Source organism: Bacillus sp. MHSD_36, from assembly GCF_030757775.1.
Lineage (GTDB): Bacteria > Bacillota > Bacilli > Bacillales > Bacillaceae_G > Bacillus_A.
On record NZ_JAVBIS010000001.1, the window covers coordinates 327,992 to 351,753 of the forward strand.

Below are 23,762 nucleotides of genomic sequence, written 5' to 3' on the forward strand. Positions count from 1 at the left end.
TAATGAAAACGTTAGTATGCTTTGGGGATAGTATTACAGCTGATGAAATGTTTTTCAATGGAACGCCGAGGTTAACACCACGTTTGCGAGAGATGTTTCCGAATTGGAAAGTAGTGAATGCAGGTGTTCCAGGTGATAATACTTTTGATGCGTTAAAAAGGATTAAAGAAGATGTAATATCATATAAACCAGATTTCGTAACAGTTTTTCTTGGTACGAATGATGCAGTTTCTTTTTCTCAAGTATCATTACAAGCATATAAAGGAAATTTAGAGAAGATTGTGAACCAATTTTCATCAGATAAAGTACTACTGATTAGTCCTGCACCAGTTGATGAAGAAAGACAGCATAATAGAACAAATGAAGTACTCGGTCAGTATGCAGACGTGGTAGAGGAAGTGGCGAAAGAAACAGGAAGCTATTTTCTAAATTTGTATGCTGAAATGATTCAAGAACGGAATTATAAAAGGTTTGTAGAAAATGATGAAAGAGATGGGCTACACTTTGGACCAGAAGGGTATGAGTATGTAGCGAAGTTAATTGGTGAAAAGTTAAAAGGGATTTTATAAGGAGCAAAGCAGTGGGTGGGTGCTTTGCTTTTTCTCGTTTTTTTGCAATCTATAAACTTATTCACCGCTGCAATTTGCACAGATATTTTGTTTTTTTATGCCTAAAAGGTTAGCTCTGTTATAAAGTAGTATAAATTTATTTTTAAAAATTTATATTTCGTAGTTGAAAATCAGTAATAGTGTAACTATAATGGTTACAGTAAGTTTGTTGTTTTAAAATGTACATATTGAATTACAAGAATGAAGGGAGTTTTTATGTAAATCAAAAAGTTATAAAAATCTATTAATTTTTATAATAAGATAAAATGTTTTTGGTTCATACACATTATTAAATATGTTATTTCTAATAGAAAACTAGAGGTGGAAAAATGAAAAATTTTAAAGGTATGTTGATATCATCACTTGCAATTACAACTTTTGCTGGGGTAGGTACGACATTTGCAACAAATACAGTACATGCTGCTCATGACGATTCTAGTAAAATACAAGTTCGTTCTAATAAAAGTATAAATACAACAACTGGCTCGAGATTGCCTGTATTATCAGTCAATCCTTATGATGAACCTAGATTTTCAAGACAGGGATATCTTGAAGAGGCACCATTAGGAATTAATGCCCCTTATGCTTGGGGGATTAAAGGGGGAGATGGCCAAGGAGCAACTTTTGTAGATTTGGAAGAAGGCTGGTTATTAAATCATGAAGATTTAGTCGGTCAAAATATTGAATTTATGTCTGGAAAAATGAGTAATGATCTTTCTCATGGTACTTCAGTTCTAGGTGTTGTTTCTGCAGCTGACAATGGGATTGGGAACATTGGGATTGCACCAAAAGCAAAGGCGAAAGTAATTTCAGTGATCCGAGATAATGGGAGAATTGATGTAAGAGATGCTATTTTAAGTGCCGTAGATTCTTTACAGGCTGGAGATGTTTTATTAATAGAAGAATCCTTTAAATATGATGGATATGGAGATAACCCTTTACCAGTAGAAGTGTACCCGAGTATATTTAACGCCATTCGCAAAGGTACAGATAAAGGCATTATTATTGTAGAGGCGGCTGGTAATGGTGGGATTGATTTAGATGAATTTAAAGACCGTAATGGTAAACAGATTTTAAATCGAAACAGTCAAGACTTTAAAGATTCAGGAGCTATCATAGTTGGAGCATCTACTGCAAGAGTTCCTCATAAACGTTTAGCTTTCTCTAACTATGGTAGTAGAATTGATGTATATGGTTGGGGAGAGTATGTTGATACATTAGATACATATCAAAATCAAAATAGTAAAGGACAAAAGGTTACAGATCACAACATAATTAATCGTTATACTTCTAATTTTCGTGGTACTTCTAGCGCTTCTCCTATAATTGCTGGGGCTGCTGTATCGATTCAAGGGATTGCTAAAGAACATTTAGGTAAGACATATACACCAAAAGAATTGAGAGCAATTTTAAGTAACCCAAATACAGGAACAAAGTCTAATAACCCATCGTCTGATAAAATAGGAGTTTTACCAGATTTAAAAGCGATTTTGTCTAACCTTGGATTTCATAGTGGTTTGACTACCAATGATCCTATGATATTTCCAGGTGAAGAAATAAAAAGAACAGAGGATAAAAATTCAACTGTAACCTTCCCAGAAGAAGATTTAAAACAGGAAGAAAAAGAAGAGGGATTAATTGTTTTTCCAGATTAATAAAAAAATACTACCTTCCATTTGGAGGTAGTATTTTTTATTTCTTGTCATTAACAAGCGTGCATGAAATTTGTATTTGTTTATCTTTCATAATGAACTTAACCACAAAATCGAATATTTGACTGTTAATTAACTTTTTCGTCTCAATCAATTACACGAATCAATCTAAAAATGCTTGTTGCAATGCTTTAAGCCCATCGCTATAGATACCATGAAACAGATTAATTGCCTCTTCATCACTAACCTCTACAGGAGTGAACGTACCAGACCACTCTACTACCGATGTGTTACTTTCAGTACCTTCTTTCACCTGGATTGTAGATAGATAATTAGTGACTGGAAATGGTGCATTCATGATTGAATACGTGTAGTATCGTTCTTTCTCATTGAATACTTCTAATCGTTCTATAATCGTGTCACCATCTGGATTAGCTAGGTGACGTACACGACCGCCTTCCGTTAATTTACTGCTAGGTATATATGGTAACCAGTCTGGAAGGGAGTTGAAACCTCCGATTAATTGCCATACTTGTTCAGGTGAACCGAAAATTTCCATAGATGTAGTAGTATGTGCCATATTCATTATGCTCCTTTTCATCCCGGTATTTACGGGTAAATAATCAGTGGGGGATGCTCCCACTGATTAAAGTTTCATTATTATTTTACGTTGATTGGTAGTGGTGCATTAGGTGCTACTAGTTTTTGTTCGCGCATTTCTTCCCAGAATGCTGCTGGAATTACTGTATTTAAGGCGTTTTGGTCTTCTACAATTCGTTCCGGTTTACTTGCACCAGGAACAACTGCAGCAACTGCTGGATTCGCTAGTGAAAATTGTAATGCAGCAGCTTTGATACTGATTTCGTGACGATCTGCAAGAGCTTTGATTTTCTCAACTTTTGCAATAATTTCTGGTGATGCTTTTTGATATTCGAAGTGAGCACCTCCAGCAAGAATACCTGAGCTATATGGGCCACCAACAACAATATCCATATTATGCTTAACAGCTGCGGGCATTACTCGTTGCAAGGCACGCTCGTGATCTAATAATGAATAACGACCAGCTAATAGGGATATATTTGGCTTCGCTTCTTCTAAATCAAGCATAAGTTCAATTGATTCTACTTTGTTTACTCCAAGCCCCCAGCCTTTAATTACACCTTCTTCACGTAAACGTGTTAGTGCACGGAATGCTCCTGTTCGAGCTGTTTCAAATTGTGAAATCCACTCATCACCATAAAAGTCTTGTGCTAAATCATGAATGAAAACAAAGTCTAGACGATCTGTTTTTAAACGTTTCAAACTTTGCTCGATAGAACGAAGTGTTGCATCTGCGCTATAATCATTGATCATTTTATTTTTACGGCCAAATTCGAAAAGTCCGCCTTTTTCACCTAAATCACGTGCAGATGGATCTTCTAGTTCATCTGAAATCGTTCGACCTACTTTTGTGCTTAAAAAGTAATCATCACGATTTCTTTTTGATAGTGCTTCACCAAGACGAATCTCCGCTAAGCCAGATCCATAAAGTGGAGCTGTATCAAAGTAACGAACGCCATTATCCCAAGCAGCATCCACTGTAGCGATTGCTTCTTCTTCTGGAATATTACGGTACATATTTCCTAGTGGTGCTGTACCAAAACCAATTTTTTCTTTTAGTAATTTACTCATTATAAATATCCCCCTAAAATGTATTTAAAAATTAATTCATCATTGTGAATGGATGTGAAAATGAAAACATGTCATTTCATCGTCTGACAAAAGGCATGATAAAAGTATATAAACAGTTAAAAAAGTACGTTAGCACTAAAAGATAACATGGGTAATTTCTAACACTGCATGACTCACTCAACTCTTACAAATGCTATTATGAAATGTATTTTACATAATGAAAAGTACGTACTTTAAAGTAATATAGATACTAAAAAGTAATACAGGTACTTTTTAGTGCCGTACTACTCATCTGCTGTTTACGTATGCTATTATGAAACATGTTTAATACAATAAAAAGTACGTACTTTAAGGTGCTATAGATACTTAAAAGTAATATTTAAATCTTTAGCTTAATTGCCTTATAACATTATTAAAGGAGATTTTTATATGAAAACATACAATATTCCTGTAGAGGCGACTTTAGAGGTTATCGGTGGAAAGTGGAAAGTAGTAATCCTTTGTCATTTAAAGAAAGACAAAAAGAGAACGTGCGAATTAAAACAATTAATGTCTGGTATTACACAAAAGATGTTAACGCAACAATTACGTGAATTAGAAGAAGACGGTGTGATCGAGAGAAAAGTGTATAACCAAGTGCCGCCAAAAGTAGAGTATTCGTTAACGGAATACGGTCATTCTTTAGATGCTATACTCGATTCTCTTTGTAACTGGGGAGAACATCATCTTGAAAAGAATGGCAACACGTCTATGCTCATTACAGCAGAATAAACAAGAAAAAAACGAACGAGAATACGTTCGTTTTTCTTTTTGTATATAGGAATATTTTTAAGCGGCATAATTACTTTTTTGTAATATAGGTACTTTTTAGTGCTGTAGGAACTAAAATGTGCCGTATAGAAAATTATTTGTTTTTAGGCAACAATAGAGAAGAAATTTAGAAAAAAGGAGGGGAAATCGTGTGAAACAATATAATATACCGATAGAAGCAACTTTAGAAATTATCGGGGGAAAGTGGAAGGTCGTCATTTTATGTCACTTAACGAAAGGAACGAAGCGAACGAGCGAGTTGCAGCGTCTAATTCCTGAAATTTCAGTTAGAATGTTGACGCAACAATTACGTGAGCTAGAAGATGATGGTGTGATTACACGTGAAATCTATAAAGAAATTCCACCCAGAGTAGAATACTCCTTAACTGATTATGGGTGGTCTTTGCAAAATGTATTAAATCAATTGACCGTATGGGGAGAACGATGCATAGATAGAAAAAATAGTAAAGTTAAATGAAATCTATATATGTAATATTGAAACACCACCTATTGATGAGGTAGTGTTTTTTAGTGTGAAAATTTAGAAAGTAAAAGTAAGGATCCATACCATATTAACAACTGTTTTAGCCGTGATGAATAATTGATTAAAGTTTTCATAGGTACTTAAAAGTGCCTTCATCACTTTAAAGTACGTACTATGCTTCATAATATAACCGTTTTATAATGACACTCGTAGTAAGAAGTCATAACGGTTTTAAGCTATGTTCAAAAAGACTTATTAACTAGAATAGTTTTTTGTTCAATTTTTTAGTAGGAGATGTTTATATGGTTGAAGAACTTTTTTATAAAAAAATACTCAAAAATCTTTTTTCAGATCCAGTTCAAATTACACTTTGGAATGGAGAAACAATACAATATGGAGAAGGGGAACCTCAATTTCATGTAACATTCCATAAGCCACTTTCAAAAAAAGAGCTTGCTAAGGATCCGTCTATTGCATTTGGTGAAGCATATATGAATGGGGACCTTGAAATAGAAGGGAATCTTGAAAAAGCAATTCAATCAATTTATAAAAGGCAGGATAGCTTTTTAGGTGATAGTAAGTTGCAATATTTCAAAAGTAAATGGAATTTCTCAAAACAAAAAAATAAAGATGATATTGCTCATCATTACGATATTGGGAACGATTTCTATAAATTATGGCTTGATGAAACAATGACATATTCTTGTGCGTATTTCCAAAATGAGCAAGATTCTTTAACGACAGCTCAGCATAATAAAGTGAATCATATTTTGAAAAAGTTGAACCTTAAAAAAGGTGATACATTATTAGATATTGGTTGCGGGTGGGGTGAACTCATTACAGCTGCCGCTAAGCAGTACGGTGTGAAAGCGATGGGGGTAACGTTAAGTGAGGAACAATATGCTAAGACTTCCGAGCGAATTAAACAAGAGGGACTTACGGATTTAGTTGAAGTATCTTTACTTGATTACCGCGATATTAAGAATCGTAAATTTGATAAAATTGTTAGTGTAGGTATGATTGAACATGTAGGAAAAGACAACATTACGCAATACTTTGAGACAGTGAATGCACTACTAAATGATGGTGGGATTTCTCTACTTCATTGTATTACTTCCCCGGCCAATGGTGGTGCTACGAATGGTTGGATTGAAAAATATATATTCCCTGGCGGATATGTTCCTGCTGTTAACGAATTAATCACGAACATGACAAACGAACAATTTTTCATTGTTGATGTGGAAAGCTTACGCAGACATTACGGGAAAACATTACAACATTGGGCCCGGAATTTTGAAAACGTACTGGAGGAAGTTCGCAAAACGAAAGATGAGCGATTCATTCGTATGTGGCGCTTATATTTAAATGCATGTGCAGCTTCGTTCTTTACAGGTAATATTGATTTACATCAATTTGTATTTACAAAAGGTATTAACGATACAATTCCGATGACACGTTCTTATATGTATGAATAAGAGTATGTAACCAAGTAGCTATCTACTAGTCATCGAATGTAAATAAAACTGATGGTAGGACATAAGTCTATAACGTAAAGTCGAGATGGGAATCAGAAAATGATTTCCATCTCGACTTTTTTGATATATAATTTTAAAACTATATACTTTTGATAATGAAAATATATAATAAGTATAGAAACAAAAATATATGAGCAAGGAAGTTGAAGAATATGACATTAACAATGGGCTTTATTGGATTTGGAAAATCAGCTAACCGTTATCACTTACCGTATGTAAATACACGTGAAAATATAAAAGTAAAAACGATTTTTGCTCGCCAAATTAATGAAGAATTAGCGGCTCCATATAAGGAAAAAGGTGTTATTTTCACTACTGATTTGGATGAATTGTTGAATGATAAAGAAATTCAAGTGGTGACGGTCTGTACGCCAGCACATACGCATTACGAATTAGCGAAAAAAGTTATACTTGCTGGGAAGTCAGTTATTGTTGAAAAACCATTTTGCGATACAGTTGAACATGCGAAAGAATTATTAGCTTTAGGACGAGAGAAAGGTGTAGTAGTTATGCCTTATCAAAACCGTCGTTTTGATGGTGATTTCTTAGCTGTGAAGCAAGTTGTCGAACAAGGATTCCTTGGTGATATTGTTGAGGTTGAATCACATATTGATTATTTCCGTCCTGGTTCAATCTCTCATGAAGCTCCAAAAGAAGAAGGGTCATTTTACAGTTTAGGTATTCATACGATGGACCGCATGATTTCACTATTTGGCCGTCCAGATACGGTAACATACGATATTCGTAATAACGAAGTGGAAGGTGCAGTTGATAACTATTTTGATGTTAGTCTACATTACGGAAATCAGCTGAAAATTAAGCTGAAAACGAACCATGTTGTAGCGAAAGATTATCCGCGCTTTATCGTTCATGGAACAAACGGATCGTTTATTAAATACGGTGAAGATCAGCAGGAAAACGATCTAAAAGCGGGTATTATGCCTGAGAGTGCAGGATTTGGTGAAGATTCGCCAATGTACTATGGAGTTGCTAAATATCGCAATGCAAACGGTGATTGGATCGAAAAACAAATTAAAACGCCGCTTGGTGATTACGGTCGTTTTTATGATGCAGCGTATGAAACAATCGTAAATGGTGCACCAAAACTTGTGAAAGACGAAGAAGCGGTAACGAATATTGAAATCTTAGAAAACGGATTTGCTGCGCCATCACCTTCAGTATACAAACTTGAAGCTTTAAATTGGAATGAATAGAAGGTAGTTAAATATAAAAGGAGGTTGGGAAGTGGCAAGTGGATCAACACAAGTAAAATACCTCGGCATTTACCAAAAAATTAAACAACAAATTTTAGATGGTGAATATAAAATTAATGAAAAAATCCCGAGCAGTCCCGTCCTTGCTGAAGAATTTGGTGTTTCAGTCCTTACTATTAAAAAAGCGCTGGATTTGTTAGTTAGAGACGGATATATCATCCGCCGGCGTGGAAGTGGAACAGTCGTTCAAGATTGGCGTCAACAGGAAAAAGCACGAATGATTCAAACTTTAACAGGTACGAAAGCAGTTTATGGCAGTGAGGTAGAAAGTAAAATTATCGAGTTTACGATTGTCGGAGCCGAGGATATCATTGCTGAAAAATTGGGCATTTCAGTAGGGGATTTTGTATATAAAATCATTCGCCTCCGTATCATTCACAGTATCCCAACAATTATGGAGCATACATGGATGCCCATTTCGGTCATTCCAGGTGTTGAGGTTTCTGTTTTAGAGGAATCGATTTACTCGCACATTCAAAATAAACTAGGTCTTGAAGTGGGAACATCCGTTGTAAGGGTCAAAGGAATTCGCCCAGATGATAAAGAAAAGCAGTTTATGAACTTAACAAATCAAGATTTCCTAATGAGAGTGGAACAGGTGGCCTATTTAACGGATGGACGAACTTTTGAATACTCTTATGCCGATCATCTGCCAGAAACTTTTGAATTTGAAACAGTTATTACTGCAAAAAGTTATAAAGAGGCATAAAAATAGGTTGGGGCACGTATTGCCTCAACCTATTTTCTGTCTTCAATATAGTAGGAACAGCTATTATTCATCTGCTGTAATCAGCATGGATGTGTTCCCGGTTTTTTCAAGATGAACTTCTCCCCAGGAACAGAGGGAATCGAGTATAGCTCCTAAAGACGAACCGTAATCCGTTAAAGAGTACTCTACTTTTGGTGGTACTTGGTCATATACTTTCCTTTGGATTACACCATCTTCTTCTAGTTCCCGTAATTGTTGCGTTAACATTTTTTGCGTAATACCAGGCATTAAACGTTTTAATTCACTCGTTCTTTTTGTTCCTTTTTTTAAATGACAAAGGATAACAACTTTCCACTTTCCGCCAATAACTTCTAAAGTCGCCTCCACAGGAATATTGTATGTCTTCATAAAAAAACCTCCTTTGATGAATTTAGATTGCCGTTTTGGGGTTACATTTGTTTTCGTGCTAAAATTATTACTTTTTAGTACCTATAATACTTTAAAGTGCGTACTTTTTATTATGTTAAATATATTTCATAATAGCACATGTAAGCAAGAAATGAATAAAATGTACTTTAAAGTACATTGGGAATTGGTTAGCGTAACACTATAGGGACATTCATATAAAACAAATAATTTGTTCCGTTCAATAGAATATATCCAAGACTTAACATTTGATTAATAGAACTGTAAAGTTTAAAATTACAGTATAGTTTTTAGAAGTGAGTTGTTATCGTCTTTAAAATGTAGATAAATTAAATATTCTCGAAAAGATAATATTGCGTGTATTTGATTCTAAACTGTAATTTTTTTTAATACATTTCAATAACCGATATTTAAAATGTACGTTTAATAACATTAAAGGAGTGAGTTAAATATGGTGATTCTATATACAACAGCAAGCTGTGCTTCATGCCGAAAAGCGAAAGCATGGCTTGAAGAGCATCAAATTGATTATATTGAAAAAAACATCGTATCAAATTCTATGACAGTTGATGAGCTTAAATCGATTCTTCGTTTAACTGAAGAGGGGGCTACTGAAATTATTTCAACGAGATCCAAAACTTTTCAGGACTTAAATATAAATATTGATGAGCTCTCGCTAAATGAATTTTATACATTAATAATTGAGCATCCACTAATGTTGCGTCGCCCGATTATGCTGGATGAAAAAAGATTGCAAATTGGTTTTAACGAAGAAGAAATTCGCAAATTTTTACCACGTAGCGTCCGAACATTTTTAAACATTGAACTGCAAAAGTTGGCTAATTAATAAGTAATAGTATGAAAGAGGAATTTTTTGAAAGGAGGAAACTGAAGGTGATAGAAGTATGCGTTACAGTTAATTATAAAGATAGAAACTATCAAACAAATGTCATTGTGAACAAAGATATGATTTGGACAAAAATTGAACAGTTGGCAGAAGAACAAGTGAAGAAACAGTGGGGTTTTTAAACTTAATTATTTAAAAAAATGAAGTTATATGCTAGAGATTATAACTAAATTCAAAATTTTTCAGGTATTAAATATAAATAAGAAATTTTCTTGAAAGGAGGAAGCAGAAGATGATTGAAGTATGTGTTACAGTTAATTATAATGATAGAAATTATCAAACAAATGTTATTGTAAGTAAAGATACGATATGGACAAAAATTAAACAATTGGCAGAAGAACAAGTGAAGAAACAGTGGAGTGTTTAATTTTATTTCCAACTTAAAAAGCTAAATGAAGTTATCAGATATAGGTGGGACCAGATAGAATATAAGGGAATTAATTTTTTATGGCAAGAAGTATTCCACATGTTTTAACGTTCTAACCAATCTGTAATATTTATGGCTACAGTATGTTAATATAGGAGAAATAATATTTTTGATCGTAGGAGGAAAACAATGAGCAGCGACTTTACTTTGGCCATACACAGTTTAACTTATTTAGCTTTACAGCCAGACAGGATGTCAACAAGTAATGCTATTTCAGAAAGTGCAGGTGTTCATCCAGTACGCATTCGCAAAGTGCTAAGTTTGTTAAAAAAACATAAGTTTATACAATCGAAAGAGGGGACTGGTGGCGGTTTTATTTTCGCTCGAGATTTAAGTGAAGTTAGCCTCTGGCATATATATCAGATAACCTCTGAAGGTGCGTTGCAGCCTAAGTGTCCTGAATCAAATGATCAGTGTATTGTAGGTTCAAACATGCGAAAAGTGCTGTTCACTATTTTCTTAGGTGCGGAAGAACATCTAGGTGAATATTTAAAGAACTATACAATGAAAGAAGTTGTTGATCTTATCAATCAAGAACGTTAAGTGGCTTACTTGTTATATAGAGCCGTAAGTTCTTATTATTGAAATGTAATGAAAAATATTACAGTTTAATTTCGTTTTTATTTATTTTTTATCGCCACAAAAAATTTTTATAAGAAGGTGAAAAAGTATGATGTCAAATAATAATCAAGTTTTAAAAGTAGGAGATTGGGTTCGTGGAATATCAAATGAGGGCGAATTCATAGTTGGCTACATTGTATCACTTGATGAAGTGGAAGATGTAGTTACAGTTAGTATTGTGAAACGTGACGATAAGTACACAATAAACGAAGCGATTTTACTCTTCAGTAAACATGTTAACAAACTCCCTGAATCAAAGGTAATCAATAAGGAGCAAATCCTTTATCTGATAGACCTTGCATTATTAACAGGGGACGAAGAATGGTTTATCGAGCTTTCTTCAAAATTAAACTCGATAAAAGAGCTGGTTAATGAGGGATTTTAAAATTTAAACTTTTGAGGATGCACACAATCCGCCTTATGGAGAGGACATAATTACTTTTCGCATAAAAGGAAATGATGTAAAAACGATTCATTACAAACATAGAGATATTCCTGAAGAAGAGTTAAAAAAACTCGAATTAAGATGACCTTGCATTGAGTTGTTTGCACACCTCTGATAACAATTGTTATGTAAATAAGCTGCCCGATATGGGCAGCTTATTGTATTTTTGCGTTTAGCGTAGGTTTTTGTAAAATGTTAGCGGTCCTCTTATTGCCATCAAGTAAAAAGGTAGCTTCCTAAAAATGTATATGAATGCAATGTAGATAATATATATCCTGAAAATTGGTTGGTACATTCAAAAAGATATTTCTTTTTAACCACATTAATTATTTATTAGAATATCTTTTTGAATTAAAATAAATTTTTTTGAAAAAGAAGAATATAAGTATCTTTATAATGACTAACTTGAATAAGTAATATATGACTGTATTTTATGCTAATTCATTCGGTTTTAAGCTATAGGAATAAGGGTTTCGTGCTAACTGTAACTTATTATCCATATAAAATTATATACATTAAATATTTCAGAAAATATAAAAATATTAATTTTATAAATATACACGTTATAATGAGGGCGTCGAGAGAAATTTTATTATCTCTGGAGAAAATATAAAAAATGCGGTTATTAGTAAGAAAGGTGTGTGATTAGAGGCGAAATGTATGTAAAGTGCTTCAGTGGCTTGTGTAAGCAATATCATCAGTGCTGCCGAAGTTATGAAAGTAATGTATAGAATTGAGAAAGAAATGCCTCGGAAATTAAGAGGGGCCGGTTTAGCTAAAATTACTGTTAAAAGTAAAAAAGAGAAACCGTTAAAGTAATACACTGTTATTAGAAATGTTGCAACGTATTTATGAATTCTATTCCATATTGTTCTCTTAAGCGGTCTTTATATAAAGAGCGGATATTACGAGTAAACTTTTTTGTGAACGCTAACAATTATATTAGGACGCTAACTAGCGAATGTTTCAATTTGGTTTCATTATGATGAAGGACATACAATGTGGGGCAACTTGTAAGGAATTCATTTTCCCAAAAAGGAAAATATTCGGTAGCTATTAAGAGAGAGGCAGGAATAGATACAAGGGGGAGTTATTATATGAACGGGAATACTGCAAAGAAAATAGAAGTTCAAGCTGAAAATACCGCACTAAAAAATGAGCAATATGCAGATCCGAAAAAGTGGCATAAGCAGGATACTACATGGGCACTGAGTCTATTTGGAACTGCAATTGGAGCAGGGGTGCTCTTTTTACCGATTAATGCAGGTTCAGGTGGTTTATTATCTTTACTACTAATTACATTGCTTGCATATCCAGTTATGTACTACTCACATAGGGCACTTGCTAAAATGATATACGCTTCTAATTCTGCTGATGAGGGGATCACAGGTACAATTAGAGAGTATTTCGGAAATAAAGCGAGTATTATTTTTAACATCGTATATTTCGGTTCAATTTATACAATCGTACTAATGTATTCGGTTGCGCTTACAAACACTGCAAGTAGTTTTATCGTGCATCAATTGCACATGCCAGAACCTCCAAGGGCTATTTTATCACTTGTATTAGTTCTTGGTCTTATCGCTATACTAAATTTTGGTCAAGATATTACTGTAAAGGTAATGAGCATGTTAGTGTATCCTTTCATAGTTTCTCTACTGTTTATCGCAATATCTTTAATTCCACAGTGGAATACGTCAATGCTTAGTTTTTCAGCTGTTTCAACTGCTTCAACAGGAACAGGCTATTTTGGGACGATATTGATGATTCTACCAATCATCGTATTCTCATTTAATCATTCACCAATGATTTCATCATTTGTTGTGAAACAGAGAGCTACGTATGGAATCGAAGCCACTGATGCGAAATGTGCGCAAATACAAAAAGTTTGTTATATTATGACATTCGCTGTAGTTATGTTCTTCGTTTGGAGTAGCGCATTGAGCTTGACTCCAGATGATATAAAAATGGCAAAAGAACAAAACTTATCAATTCTTTCATATCTTGCTAATGAGCTTAATTCGCCTGTAATCACTATTGCAGCTCCAATTATTGCTTTTGTGGCTATTACAAAGTCTTTCCTTGGCCATTATATAGGAGCATTTGAAGTAATGCGTGACATGATTATTAAGTTCGGTAAATCACGTGGAAAAGATATTGAAGAAAAAACAATTAAGACAATAATCCTTACTTTTGTTGTATTATCATGCTGGTTTGTTGCTTATACAAATCCAAGTATTCTTGGACTTATTGATTCTCTAAGCGGTCCTTTAGTGGCTGCTATCTTATGTCTATTACCGATGTATGCGATTCAAAAAGTGCCAGTACTAGCTAAATACAAAGGGAAAATGAGCAACGTATTTGTTATTATTGTAGGTGTACTTACTGTTTTAGCAAGTATTAAGTCATTATTCTAATTCACGATTGCTAGTTCTAGTGCAAAATAAAATAGAACGATTTTGGGACAGGCTTCTCCGTTTGGAGAGTGTGTCCCTTTTTAAATGAATGATAAAAGGTCATCTTGCACATAGGCTCTTTTTGTACATAATGTTGCTTTATTGCGTAACATTTTTATCTTATTGCATTTATCAGATTTTTACGCATAATTGTAACTAAGGGAGATGATTCCAAGTTGAGTAAGCCGAATATAAGTACAACAGTTTCAGGAGATATAATTGTTACTCGTCTTATCGGCAAGATTAAAACAGATGATGTTTATGAATGGTTTAATGACTTCGAGCAGATATGTCAGCAATTCATTTCCGAGGGACGGAAATACAAATTGTTAGTGGATAGAAAAGGATATACGCCAGATCATTTTTCTGTTCAAAAAGCATGGAAAGATAAATTTTTCAATGAAACGATTTTGAATCACAGTAAGGCAATTGCTTTTCTCCTTGAAGAAGGAGAGATACTGAATTATTTACAACAGTCCAATACAAAAAAATCTGTAAAATTTTTTGATGATTATGAACAAGCATTAGTTTGGTTGAATGAATATCCCATATGACACTTTTAGCGAACCAGTTGCTCAATCAACTGGTTTTTTTATGCATGTAATGCTGTTGTTGTATATGCACTCGGAATCAAGGAAGTAGAAAACTTCTATATGAAATGTTTAGTACTAAAGGACATACATTTTTAATGCGTTAAATATAATTCATATTAGCACCAAGAAGAAGAGAATACGCTTTACGCTATTAGTAATATTGAAAGGTCGTACGATAGAGTAACATAAATTTAAAAATATGAATGTCGCATAAAGTGATTAAGGGGGATAAAGATATGAGTACTTCAAATTTGAATGAAATAAGTAAACAAATTTTAAAAGAGGAAGAAACACTTCAATTTACCTCTTTTACAAATGAAGATGCCTTGCAACTAGGTTTATTTATCGTTGAAACAGCAAAGCGAGAGGGTAAATTGATTGCTGTTGATATAACAAAAAACGGTGTGCAATTATTTCATTTCAAGATGACAGGGACAAATGAGGAAAATACGAAGTGGATTGAGCGTAAAAAACGAGTTGTTTCTCTGCATGATCGTAGCTCGTATTATATGCAGATACAAAGTGAAATAACTGGAATTTCATATAATGAAAAATATCTTTTAGATACTTCGGAATACGCTGCGTTTGGTGGATGCTTTCCTATCAGAATAAAAAACGTAGGGGTTATTGGAATGATAACAGTTTCAGGATTGCCGCCAGAAGAAGATCACGAATTGGTAATAAGAGCAGTTAAAAATCATTTGAACTAATCATTGTAGCTAGTGAATAGATAATTAATTTTAGGGGGCAATACTATGCCATTAATTGAGCTAAATACTTGGCCAACCATGTCAACAGAAGAAAAGAAGGAATTCATTTATCATGTAACGGAACTTACAATAAAACGATTAAAAATTGTCCCTGACAAAATTCAAGTGTTGATAACGGAACTTGAGAAAGAAAATTGGGGGAAAGCTGGAGCTGTAGCAAGTGATGCTACCTTTGCTGAGAAAAGTAGGGTGTCCAATTGGGAGACGAAAGAGTCTTACGATACACGGAATCGTAACGTTGATGGAATGGCTATCATTAAGATTGATATATGGAATACATTTGATCAAGATACAAAGGATAAGTGGGTAAACGAACTTACTCAATTAACATCTAAATATACGCACGCACCTTTGGATAAAGTGCTAATTCTTATTCATGAAATGATTCCAGGAAACTGGGGGCAAAGTGGTGTAACGGGAGCTAATGCAGATTTTCTTTCCAAAAGTCGTACATTTTAATGATTAAATAAAAAAGGCAAAAATGAACATATTTCTGTTCGTTTTTGCCTTTTTATTATTTGTCTGCGGTAATGAATATGATCTTTTACATTTTCAAGTAATACCCTCTAAAGTCGCCTCTCTAGGAAGAGTGTATTTCTTCATATGCTACCTTTCTTCGTTGAATGTAGATTTCAATTTTTGAGCAAAATAAGCTAGGTTATGTAAATGTTACTTTTTAGTACCTATAGTACTTTAAAGTGCGTACTTTTTATTATGTTACATATCATTCATAATAGCACATGTGAGAGGGAAACAAGCTTTATAGTACTAGTAATTAACTATGTTACTTTTTAGTACCTACAGCACTTTAAAGTACGTACTATTCATTGTGTTGCATGTATTTCATAATAGTACATGCAAGAGAAAATTGAGAAGTACGGTACTAAAAAGTACCTATAGTACTTTAAAGTGCGTTCTATAAAAAGAGAATGAAACCATTCATAATAGTGTTTGTAGAGATAAAATATATTTTTTAGAAGATAAAAAGGCCTTTTTATCACACTATTATGATAGGAATTATAGGGAAGAGGGGGAACTCAATTGAATTCATATACAGCATCGTCTTCAGAAATTCAGACGAATCGAAGAAGTATATTTGCATTATTAGCGCTAGCAATTAGTGCGTTCGGGATTGGAACAACTGAATTTGTTAGTGTCGGTTTATTACCATCTATTTCGAAAGATTTACATGTGTCGGTGACAACAGCTGGTTTAACAGTTTCTTTATATGCGTTAGGAGTAGCATTTGGTGCTCCAGTATTAACGTCATTAACAGCTAATATGTCACGAAAAACGTTATTAATGTGGATTATGATTATTTTCATTATTGGTAACGGAATTGCAGCTGTCGCAACAAGCTTCACTGTATTACTTATTGCGCGAATTGTGTCTGCACTTTCGCATGGTGTGTTTATGTCAATTGGTTCAACGATTGCGGCGGCACTCGTACCAGAAAATAAACGTGCTAGCGCGATTGCCATTATGTTTACTGGCGTAACAGTCGCAACTATTACAGGTGCACCAATTGGAACATTTATCGGTCAACAATTTGGCTGGAGAACATCATTTTTCGCAATTGTGGTAATTGGAATTATTGCTTTAATCGCAAATAGTATTCTCATTCCATCCAATATGAAAAAAGGTACGTCTGTATCATTCCGTGATCAATTTAAACTGGTTACGAACGGAAGACTGTTACTTGTTTTCATTATTACTGCACTTGGATACGGCGGTACATTCGTAACATTTACGTATTTATCTCCGTTATTACAAGAAGTAACAGGATTTAAAGCTAATACGGTTACGATCATTTTATTAGTATATGGAATCGCTATTGCAATAGGGAATGTGATTGGCGGGAAATTATCGAATCATAATCCAATTCGAGCGCTATTTTACATGTTCTTTATTCAAGCGATTGTATTATTTGTTTTAACATTTACAGCGCCATTTAAAGTAGCTGGGTTAATTACAATTATTTTCATGGGACTATTCGCATTTATGAATGTTCCAGGGTTACAAGTATATGTCGTAATGTTAGCCGAACGATTTGTACCGAGTGCTGTCGATGTCGCATCGGCAATTAATATTGCGGCGTTTAATGCTGGGATTGCTCTTGGTGCTTATTTAGGCGGTATTGTAACGAACTCGTTAGGGTTAATTCATACAGCTTGGGTAGGCGGCATTATGGTAGTAGGTGCTGTTATTTTAACAGCATGGAGTATGACATTAGAAAAAAGAGATCAAGTAAAATAAAAGGAGAGAAAATAAAATGAAAAATTTACAAAGTACAACAACATTGCATAACGGAGTAGAAATGCCTTGGTTCGGTTTAGGCGTATTTAAAGTAGAAGAAGGACCAGAACTTGTAGAAGCAATTAAATCAGCAATTAAGGCAGGATACCGTAGCATCGATACAGCTGCAATTTACGGAAATGAAACAGCTGTAGGTGAGGGGATTCGTGCCGGTATGGAAGCAACTGGTATTTCAAGAGAAGAATTATTTATTACTTCAAAAGTATGGAACGCAGATCAAGGATATGAAGAAACAATCGCTGCATACGAAGAGAGTTTAAAAAAATTAAAACTAGATTATTTAGATTTATATCTTGTTCACTGGCCTGTAGAAGGGAAATATAAAGATACGTGGAGAGCGTTAGAAACACTTTATAAAGAAGAGCGTGTACGTGCAATTGGCGTAAGTAATTTCCAAATTCATCACCTGCAAGATGTAATAAAAGATGCAGAAATTAAACCAATGATCAACCAAGTAGAATACCATCCTCGTTTAACGCAAAAAGAGTTACAAGCTTTCTGTAAAGAACAAGGTATTCAAATGGAAGCATGGTCACCACTTATGCAAGGTCAATTATTAGATAATGAAACATTACAGGCAATTGCGGAGAAATACGGTAAAACAACAGCACAAGTGATTTTACGTTGGGATCTTCAAAATGGAGTAATTACAATTCCAAAATCAACGAAAGAACACCGTATTATTGCAAACGCTGATGTATTTAACTTTGAATTAACGAAAGAAGATATGGAAAAAATCGATGCGTTAAACCAAAATCACCGCGTTGGTCCAGATCCTGATAACTTTGATTTCTAAGATTAAAGAATGAGTAAAAAGAGTGCAAAGTTGCACTCTTTTTTATTTTCTATTCAATAAAATGTTTCTGTTTATTTGATTAGCGTTTATATTATGGCTGTTGAATTGCTTTTGGCTATGTAGAGAACTTACTCTAAGACAGTATTAAAGTTTGACATGTAATCATGCATTCTATAATATGTATGCTATAGCATGTATATTGTAAGTTATTTGGAGGTGGCATATGGACTTATATGAGTGAACAGGACGTCTTGTTCATCGTACTGATGTGAAATTAACAAATTATATAATGTAAGTTTTTAATCACATATTGCTTATAAAATTCATCTTTTATATGCTATAGCATATAAAATCCGCCTCTTAAATTGTAATGGCGAAAATTTAAATAATACAGTAGATATATTATGAAACGAGGAGATTTTAGTTATGGAAAAATTTATATTAGCGTTTGATAGAGAGCTTGTAATTGCAGAAAAAAAAGACTCAACATGGAGTGTCCAATCACAGTTTGTAGGTGCGAATCCAGTTGCGTTAGCTTTAGATCCATACGATTCAGAAAGAATGTATTGTGGTACTTTTGATAGAGGATTATGGAGAAGTAAAGATGGAGGAAGTTCATGGGAAGCGATTGGAACTTTACCTTCTTTTGGTGAAGTGTTCCCAGCTAATGCTATTCATATGAGAGCTATTACAGCAGTTTCTGTATCTCCAGCGAAGGGTGATGACGGTAACGGGATCATATATGTAGGAATTGAACCGAGCGCAATGTTTGTATCTAAAAATGGAGGAGACAGCTTTGAACTGCTAACGGATTATCGACAAATGCCATCGTATTCATCATGGTTCTTCCCTCAACGAACATATACGCACCATGTAAAACACATTGAAATTGATGCTAATAATCCAGAAACTATTTATACAACGATTGAGGTAGGAGGATTAATTAAAAGTGTAGATGGCGGTATGACATGGACTGAGGAAAAAGAGGGGAACTATCCTCAAGATATTCACATTCTTAAAACGCATCGCAATGTGCCAAATCGCTTATACGGGGTTTTAGGTGATTCATTCTTGAAAGAACCAGGTCACGAGTATGCGGAGAGTAATGATGGAGGTAAGACGTGGAACTATATGTGTAGTGGGCTAAAGCATCATTACGCATATCAAATGGCAGTTAATCCAAATGATCCAGAAAATATTATTATTGCGACATCGTCAAATCCACACGTAGCACACGATTACAATAATGGAAATTGTGAATCATTTATTTATAAAAAAGAAAAAGATCAGCCTTGGGCAGAAATGAATGCAGGTTTACCAACTCCTAAAGGCACAATTATACCAGTATTAAAGGCAACAAGTGATGGAACGTTCTATCTGTTTAGCAATAAAGGAGTGTATCAGTCAGTAGATGGTGGTTCAAATTGGACATCATTAGAGATTCCTTGGGAGAATAGATTTATGGAACAACATCCTTATGAGATGTTAATTATTAAATAAGTGATGAGTATAGTTTTGACTACTATTCATTAAAAATGGTTAGTTGAATTTACAATGTAAAAAGCCAGGTAATGCATTATTCATGCTACCTGGCTTTTTTGATCATCAATTTAAGGTTATTTTCATATTTGTGTAAATATGAAACAAGCAGGATACATGAATAGAGAATGGGTAAAATAGTACCGAATGATGACTAGATTTTATTAATGATGTTATAAGGTTGTTTAGAGCAACTGAAGGAAGCAGTGTGTTTAGATTCAGAATGACTGGCAATTGGTGTTATGGAGTTCAATGATTTAAAAATGGACTCATTTAAACGCATATTATCTTCGAGATGTATCATTTTGAAGAATATTAAAACTTGGGAGGAAATGAATTATGACAAAAGATTTCTATACTGCACTGAAAGAAAGACGTACTTACTATGGGATTAATAAAGAGGTAAAAGTATCAGATGAAAAAATTAAAGAAATTGTGGAGTTTGCTGTGAAATATACGCCTTCAGCTTTTAATTCACAAACTGCGCGAGTAGTTGTATTATTTGGTGAAGCTCATAATAAATTATGGGATATTACAACTGAAACATTAAGAAAAGTAGTTGGAGATGGAGATTTTTCAGGAACGCAACAAAAAATGGATTCCTTTAAAGCTGGTTATGGAACCGTACTATTCTTTGAAGATGAGTCTATCGTAAAATCGCTTCAAGAAAAATTTGCTGCATATGCTGAAAACTTCCCAATTTGGTCACACCAAGCATCAGGTATGCACCAATTAGTCGTGTGGACAGGGCTAGAAGCAGAGGGATTAGGGGCGTCTTTACAACATTATAATCCATTAATTGATGATGAAGTGAAAACAGAATGGAATGTTCCTGCTAATTGGAAACTCATTGCACAAATGCCATTTGGTAATCCAACGGCTGCACCAGGAGAAAAAGAATTCCAACCACTTGAAGAGCGTGTGAAATTTCATAAGTAATAAAGTGAAACTTTAATTAGTAGTGGTCTTACTGTCCGCAAATAGCGGGAGAAGCTACCTGTATTGTGAAAAGAAAACTGTTTAGTTACAAAAAGTTTCTTCGTTCTTTTTATTAAGCGATGTATGAATAAAAGGCGTTAGAAATACTATTTTAATCTTTAAAGGAAAAAGGTGATCGTTTTGATCACCTTTTTTATTTCTTGCATTTTATTTATTAAAAAACGCTAAGTTTTCATAAATGCTTGAAAAACTAGCGTTTTAATCATAGGTATTTGTAATTTGATTACTTAAAACTATATACGAAAAAGCTTTTATATTATTCCTCAAGCTCTATCCATTCCTGTGACCATTCTTCTATTCCGCGAATAATAGCTTCTAAGGCAAATCCTTTTTGAGTTAAAGAATATTCTATACGAACTGGTGTCTCAGGAAAGACTTTACGTTCGACAATTCCCTCTAGTTCTAATTCTTTCAATCTTTCTGAAAGTAATCTTCCGCTAACAGGAAGAGAAGATTCAAGCGTACAAAAGCGCTGAGATCCAGAGAAAAGTTGGTAAATAATGAGTGCTGTCCATCGTTGACTAAAAAATTTCATTCCTTTTTCAAAGCGAGGGCATAATGTAGAATCCTTCATTTTCCTTCACCTCCTAAAGTGAATTATATAACATATTACTATTAGTAACAAATGTTTTTATAATTAATTACTTGACGTAAATTGATTACAAATATATACTTACTTACATAAAGTAACTAAGTAGTTTTATGTAACTAAAGTTCTTTTCTTTAAATGGCCAAAGTTGTGATGATACATATTGCATATAAGCTGAGAGAAAAAAGAATATCATCTGTAAAAACACTTACGTTGTGTAAGTTAAACAATAAAAAATATAACGATGGAAGAGGATTTTTAGAGATTCTCTATACTAGGAGGTACCTAATGGTTACAACAGATACAATTCATATGTTAGAAGATAAAATTCAATTTATACATCAAGATGGAAAGGATATTTATTTAGTAGGTCCTATCAAATTGCCAATTAATTTATATGGGGAGACTAAAGTTTTTCAATGGTATTCTTGGTTACAATGTAGTGAGGGTACAAATAGTGTAGCAGGGATTATTGAAAAACTTTCATCTATTAATTTAGCTGATATGCAGCAATCTAGTGTGCTTGTATATGGTGATTTTGAGAATTCTGAAGATGCCCTAATTCGTATGCATAGTATTTGTCACACGGGTGATATCTTTGGGAGTAAACGTTGTGACTGTGGATTCCAATTAAAGCAGTCCTTAAAAATGATTACAGAACATGGTTCAGGCGCTTTATTTTACTTAGCGAATCATGAAGGAAGAGGGATTGGCTTGTTTAGTAAAGCGATGACGTACCTCTTGCAAGAAAATGGATTAGATACAGTAGAAGCTAATCTGAACCTAGGTTTTGAAGATGATGTTCGAAACTATGATGATACAATTGAAGTATTAAAAGCACTACGCTCAAAACCTGTAAAACTTATTACAAATAATCCGAAAAAATTAGAAGCGTTACAAAAAGCGGGATTAAATGTTACGAGCCGTGAACCGTTATGGGGTGATGTCTCAGAGTTTAATGAGAAATATTTGCAAACGAAGATTCAACGTTCTGGACATTTTGAAGGGGGACACTTACATGCTTGAGCATGAATTGTATATGAAGTTAGCACTAGAAAATGCCAAGGCTATGAAGGGACAAACGACTCCAAATCCACTGGTTGGATCTGTAATTGTAAATGATAACCGAATTGTAGGGATTGGAGCACATATGAAGGCTGGAGAACCACATGCTGAAATACATGCGATACGTATGGCGGGAGAACAGGCCCGTGGTGGTACAATCTATGTAACTCTTGAACCTTGTTCTCATCATGGAAGAACAGGGCCTTGTGCAGAAGCAATTGTACAAGCAGGAATTAAGAAGGTAGTAGTTGCTACACTTGATCCAAACCCACTTGTTTCTGGACGTGGAATTAAAATTCTACAAGATGCAGGTATTGAAGTACTTGTAGGATTGTGTGAAGAAGAATCGAAAAAAATGAATGAAGTCTTTAATAAATATATTTTGACAAAGCGCCCATTTGTAACGATTAAATCAGGAGTTACATTAGATGGGAAAATCGCTACGTCTTCATCGGATAGTAAGTGGATTACATCTACAGAAGCAAGACAGGAAGTACACCAAATACGAAACGAAAATGCGGCTATTTTAGTAGGAGCGAATACTGTACAAAAGGATAATCCATCATTGACGACGCGTATTCCAAATGGGCGAAATCCAATTCGAGTAATATTGGACTCAACATTACGCATACCAATGGAAGCTAACGTTGTTACAGATGGGGAAGCTCCTACCTGGATATTTACAACAAGTAATCATGCAGCAGAAAAAAGGAAGGCATTAGAAAGTGCAGGAGTCAAAGTATTTGTTACTAGCGGAGAAAAGCATATAAACTTATATGAAATGCTTGATGTTTTAGGGGGAAAAGGAGTTTCCTCCCTGCTTATTGAAGGTGGGGGAGAGGTAAATGCTTCGTTTATTGAAAATAAATTAATAGATAAACTTATTTTATATATTGCACCTAAAATGATTGGGGGTAGATTGGCGCCTAGTTTTGTAGAGGGGACTGGTATTACTAAAATGCAAGATGCAATTGAATTTAAGGATATATCATTTACCCCGGTTGGAAAAGATTATAGATTTATTGGTTATCCAGAATATCGGAAAGATGAGGAATAAGGAGAATAAAAAC

26 protein-coding genes and 1 pseudogene are annotated in these 23,762 nt (G+C 34.1%); 23 read left to right on the forward strand and 4 right to left on the reverse strand.

Translation table 11 applies throughout. The features are described from left to right. The first annotated feature begins 2 nt into the window (after positions 1-2). Together Q9B79_RS01730 and Q9B79_RS01735 are read left to right on the forward strand one after the other, a co-directional pair. Positions 3-569, forward strand: a complete 567-nt coding sequence (locus tag Q9B79_RS01730; RefSeq protein WP_306182384.1) for an SGNH/GDSL hydrolase family protein — start codon at positions 3-5, stop codon at positions 567-569. Positions 570-937: 368 nt separating this feature from the next. Continuing rightward, the gene (locus tag Q9B79_RS01735) at positions 938-2,263 is read left to right on the forward strand and encodes a S8 family peptidase (protein ID WP_306182385.1); all 1,326 of its coding nucleotides are present in this window, start codon (positions 938-940) and stop codon (positions 2,261-2,263) included. 160 nt (positions 2,264-2,423) lie between these two features. On the opposite strand, the gene Q9B79_RS01740 is transcribed toward Q9B79_RS01735, so the two are convergent. Beyond that, positions 2,424-2,840, reverse strand: a complete 417-nt coding sequence (locus tag Q9B79_RS01740; RefSeq protein ID WP_000951533.1) for an SRPBCC family protein — start codon at positions 2,838-2,840, stop codon at positions 2,424-2,426. An 80-nt stretch (positions 2,841-2,920) separates the two neighbouring features. Further along, positions 2,921-3,931, reverse strand: a complete 1,011-nt coding sequence (locus tag Q9B79_RS01745) for an aldo/keto reductase (RefSeq protein WP_131100344.1) — start codon at positions 3,929-3,931, stop codon at positions 2,921-2,923. A gap of 429 nt (positions 3,932-4,360) precedes the next feature. Between Q9B79_RS01745 and Q9B79_RS01750 the strand changes: the two genes are divergently transcribed. From Q9B79_RS01750 to Q9B79_RS01770, 5 genes are all read left to right on the forward strand, one after another. Next, positions 4,361-4,702, forward strand: coding sequence for a winged helix-turn-helix transcriptional regulator (locus Q9B79_RS01750; protein ID WP_000860823.1), 342 nt, complete (start codon positions 4,361-4,363; stop codon positions 4,700-4,702). A 190-nt stretch (positions 4,703-4,892) separates the two neighbouring features. Beyond that, the gene (locus tag Q9B79_RS01755) at positions 4,893-5,219 is read left to right on the forward strand and encodes a winged helix-turn-helix transcriptional regulator (RefSeq protein ID WP_000816333.1); all 327 of its coding nucleotides are present in this window, start codon (positions 4,893-4,895) and stop codon (positions 5,217-5,219) included. A 308-nt stretch (positions 5,220-5,527) separates the two neighbouring features. After that, the gene (locus Q9B79_RS01760; RefSeq protein WP_306182386.1) at positions 5,528-6,700 is read left to right on the forward strand and encodes a cyclopropane-fatty-acyl-phospholipid synthase; all 1,173 of its coding nucleotides are present in this window, start codon (positions 5,528-5,530) and stop codon (positions 6,698-6,700) included. Positions 6,701-6,912: 212 nt separating this feature from the next. Beyond that, positions 6,913-7,974, forward strand: coding sequence for an oxidoreductase (locus Q9B79_RS01765; RefSeq protein WP_306182387.1), 1,062 nt, complete (start codon positions 6,913-6,915; stop codon positions 7,972-7,974). Between the two features lie 31 nt (positions 7,975-8,005). Continuing rightward, positions 8,006-8,743, forward strand: coding sequence for a GntR family transcriptional regulator (locus Q9B79_RS01770; RefSeq protein WP_306182388.1), 738 nt, complete (start codon positions 8,006-8,008; stop codon positions 8,741-8,743). Positions 8,744-8,806: 63 nt separating this feature from the next. On the opposite strand, the gene Q9B79_RS01775 is transcribed toward Q9B79_RS01770, so the two are convergent. Next, positions 8,807-9,151 (reverse strand): winged helix-turn-helix transcriptional regulator, encoded by a 345-nt coding sequence (locus Q9B79_RS01775; RefSeq protein ID WP_000860831.1) that lies wholly within the window; start codon positions 9,149-9,151, stop codon positions 8,807-8,809. 469 nt (positions 9,152-9,620) lie between these two features. On the opposite strand from Q9B79_RS01775, the gene spxA reads away from it, so the two are divergent. The 14 genes and pseudogenes from spxA to Q9B79_RS01845 all read left to right on the forward strand — a co-directional run bounded on the left by spxA (position 9,621) and on the right by Q9B79_RS01845 (position 20,978). Continuing rightward, the gene (gene spxA / locus Q9B79_RS01780) at positions 9,621-10,016 is read left to right on the forward strand and encodes a transcriptional regulator SpxA (protein ID WP_000236189.1); all 396 of its coding nucleotides are present in this window, start codon (positions 9,621-9,623) and stop codon (positions 10,014-10,016) included. Between the two features lie 47 nt (positions 10,017-10,063). Continuing rightward, positions 10,064-10,198 (forward strand): BA3454 family stress response protein, encoded by a 135-nt coding sequence (locus Q9B79_RS01785; RefSeq protein WP_106824588.1) that lies wholly within the window; start codon positions 10,064-10,066, stop codon positions 10,196-10,198. 110 nt (positions 10,199-10,308) lie between these two features. Further along, positions 10,309-10,443 (forward strand): BA3454 family stress response protein, encoded by a 135-nt coding sequence (locus Q9B79_RS01790; RefSeq protein WP_000573532.1) that lies wholly within the window; start codon positions 10,309-10,311, stop codon positions 10,441-10,443. 189 nt (positions 10,444-10,632) lie between these two features. Next, positions 10,633-11,046, forward strand: a complete 414-nt coding sequence (saiR, locus tag Q9B79_RS01795; RefSeq protein WP_306182389.1) for an Rrf2-family transcriptional regulator SaiR — start codon at positions 10,633-10,635, stop codon at positions 11,044-11,046. Between the two features lie 127 nt (positions 11,047-11,173). Then, positions 11,174-11,509 carry an IDEAL domain-containing protein gene (locus Q9B79_RS01800; RefSeq protein WP_000987469.1) on the forward strand — a complete coding sequence of 112 codons (336 nt, stop codon included), beginning with the start codon at positions 11,174-11,176 and terminating at the stop codon, positions 11,507-11,509. A 7-nt stretch (positions 11,510-11,516) separates the two neighbouring features. Further along, positions 11,517-11,654 (forward strand): annotated as a pseudogene (locus Q9B79_RS01805) (DUF3888 domain-containing protein); the annotation flags it as partial. 1,012 nt (positions 11,655-12,666) lie between these two features. Beyond that, entirely contained in the window at positions 12,667-13,986 is a 1,320-nt protein-coding gene (locus Q9B79_RS01810; protein WP_001014168.1) for an aromatic amino acid transport family protein, read from the forward strand. Between the two features lie 170 nt (positions 13,987-14,156). Then, positions 14,157-14,579, forward strand: coding sequence for a SpoIIAA family protein (locus Q9B79_RS01815; RefSeq protein ID WP_306183306.1), 423 nt, complete (start codon positions 14,157-14,159; stop codon positions 14,577-14,579). 242 nt (positions 14,580-14,821) lie between these two features. Next, entirely contained in the window at positions 14,822-15,328 is a 507-nt protein-coding gene (locus Q9B79_RS01820) for a heme-degrading domain-containing protein (RefSeq protein ID WP_306182390.1), read from the forward strand. A gap of 45 nt (positions 15,329-15,373) precedes the next feature. Beyond that, positions 15,374-15,847, forward strand: a complete 474-nt coding sequence (locus Q9B79_RS01825) for a tautomerase family protein (RefSeq protein WP_306182391.1) — start codon at positions 15,374-15,376, stop codon at positions 15,845-15,847. A gap of 582 nt (positions 15,848-16,429) precedes the next feature. Then, complete coding sequence (locus tag Q9B79_RS01830) at positions 16,430-17,644, forward strand: MFS transporter (RefSeq protein ID WP_306182392.1); 1,215 nt, start codon at positions 16,430-16,432, stop codon at positions 17,642-17,644. 16 nt (positions 17,645-17,660) lie between these two features. Then, positions 17,661-18,500, forward strand: a complete 840-nt coding sequence (locus Q9B79_RS01835; protein ID WP_306182393.1) for an aldo/keto reductase — start codon at positions 17,661-17,663, stop codon at positions 18,498-18,500. A 426-nt stretch (positions 18,501-18,926) separates the two neighbouring features. Next, positions 18,927-20,000 (forward strand): WD40/YVTN/BNR-like repeat-containing protein, encoded by a 1,074-nt coding sequence (locus Q9B79_RS01840; RefSeq protein WP_306182394.1) that lies wholly within the window; start codon positions 18,927-18,929, stop codon positions 19,998-20,000. Positions 20,001-20,378: 378 nt separating this feature from the next. After that, on the forward strand, positions 20,379-20,978 hold the full coding sequence (locus Q9B79_RS01845; protein ID WP_306182395.1) for a nitroreductase family protein: 600 nt from the start codon (positions 20,379-20,381) through the stop codon (positions 20,976-20,978). Between the two features lie 316 nt (positions 20,979-21,294). Here Q9B79_RS01845 and Q9B79_RS01850 read toward each other — a convergent pair whose 3' ends face one another. Then, entirely contained in the window at positions 21,295-21,612 is a 318-nt protein-coding gene (locus Q9B79_RS01850; RefSeq protein ID WP_087981308.1) for a winged helix-turn-helix transcriptional regulator, read from the reverse strand. A 303-nt stretch (positions 21,613-21,915) separates the two neighbouring features. Here Q9B79_RS01850 and Q9B79_RS01855 point away from each other — a divergent pair, with 303 nt between their 5' ends. Then, complete coding sequence (locus Q9B79_RS01855; RefSeq protein WP_306182396.1) at positions 21,916-22,653, forward strand: GTP cyclohydrolase II; 738 nt, start codon at positions 21,916-21,918, stop codon at positions 22,651-22,653. Next, positions 22,646-23,749, forward strand: coding sequence for a bifunctional diaminohydroxyphosphoribosylaminopyrimidine deaminase/5-amino-6-(5-phosphoribosylamino)uracil reductase RibD (gene ribD / locus Q9B79_RS01860; protein ID WP_306182397.1), 1,104 nt, complete (start codon positions 22,646-22,648; stop codon positions 23,747-23,749). Before Q9B79_RS01855 ends, ribD begins: the two co-directional genes overlap by 8 nt. The last annotated feature ends 13 nt before the right edge of the window (positions 23,750-23,762 follow it).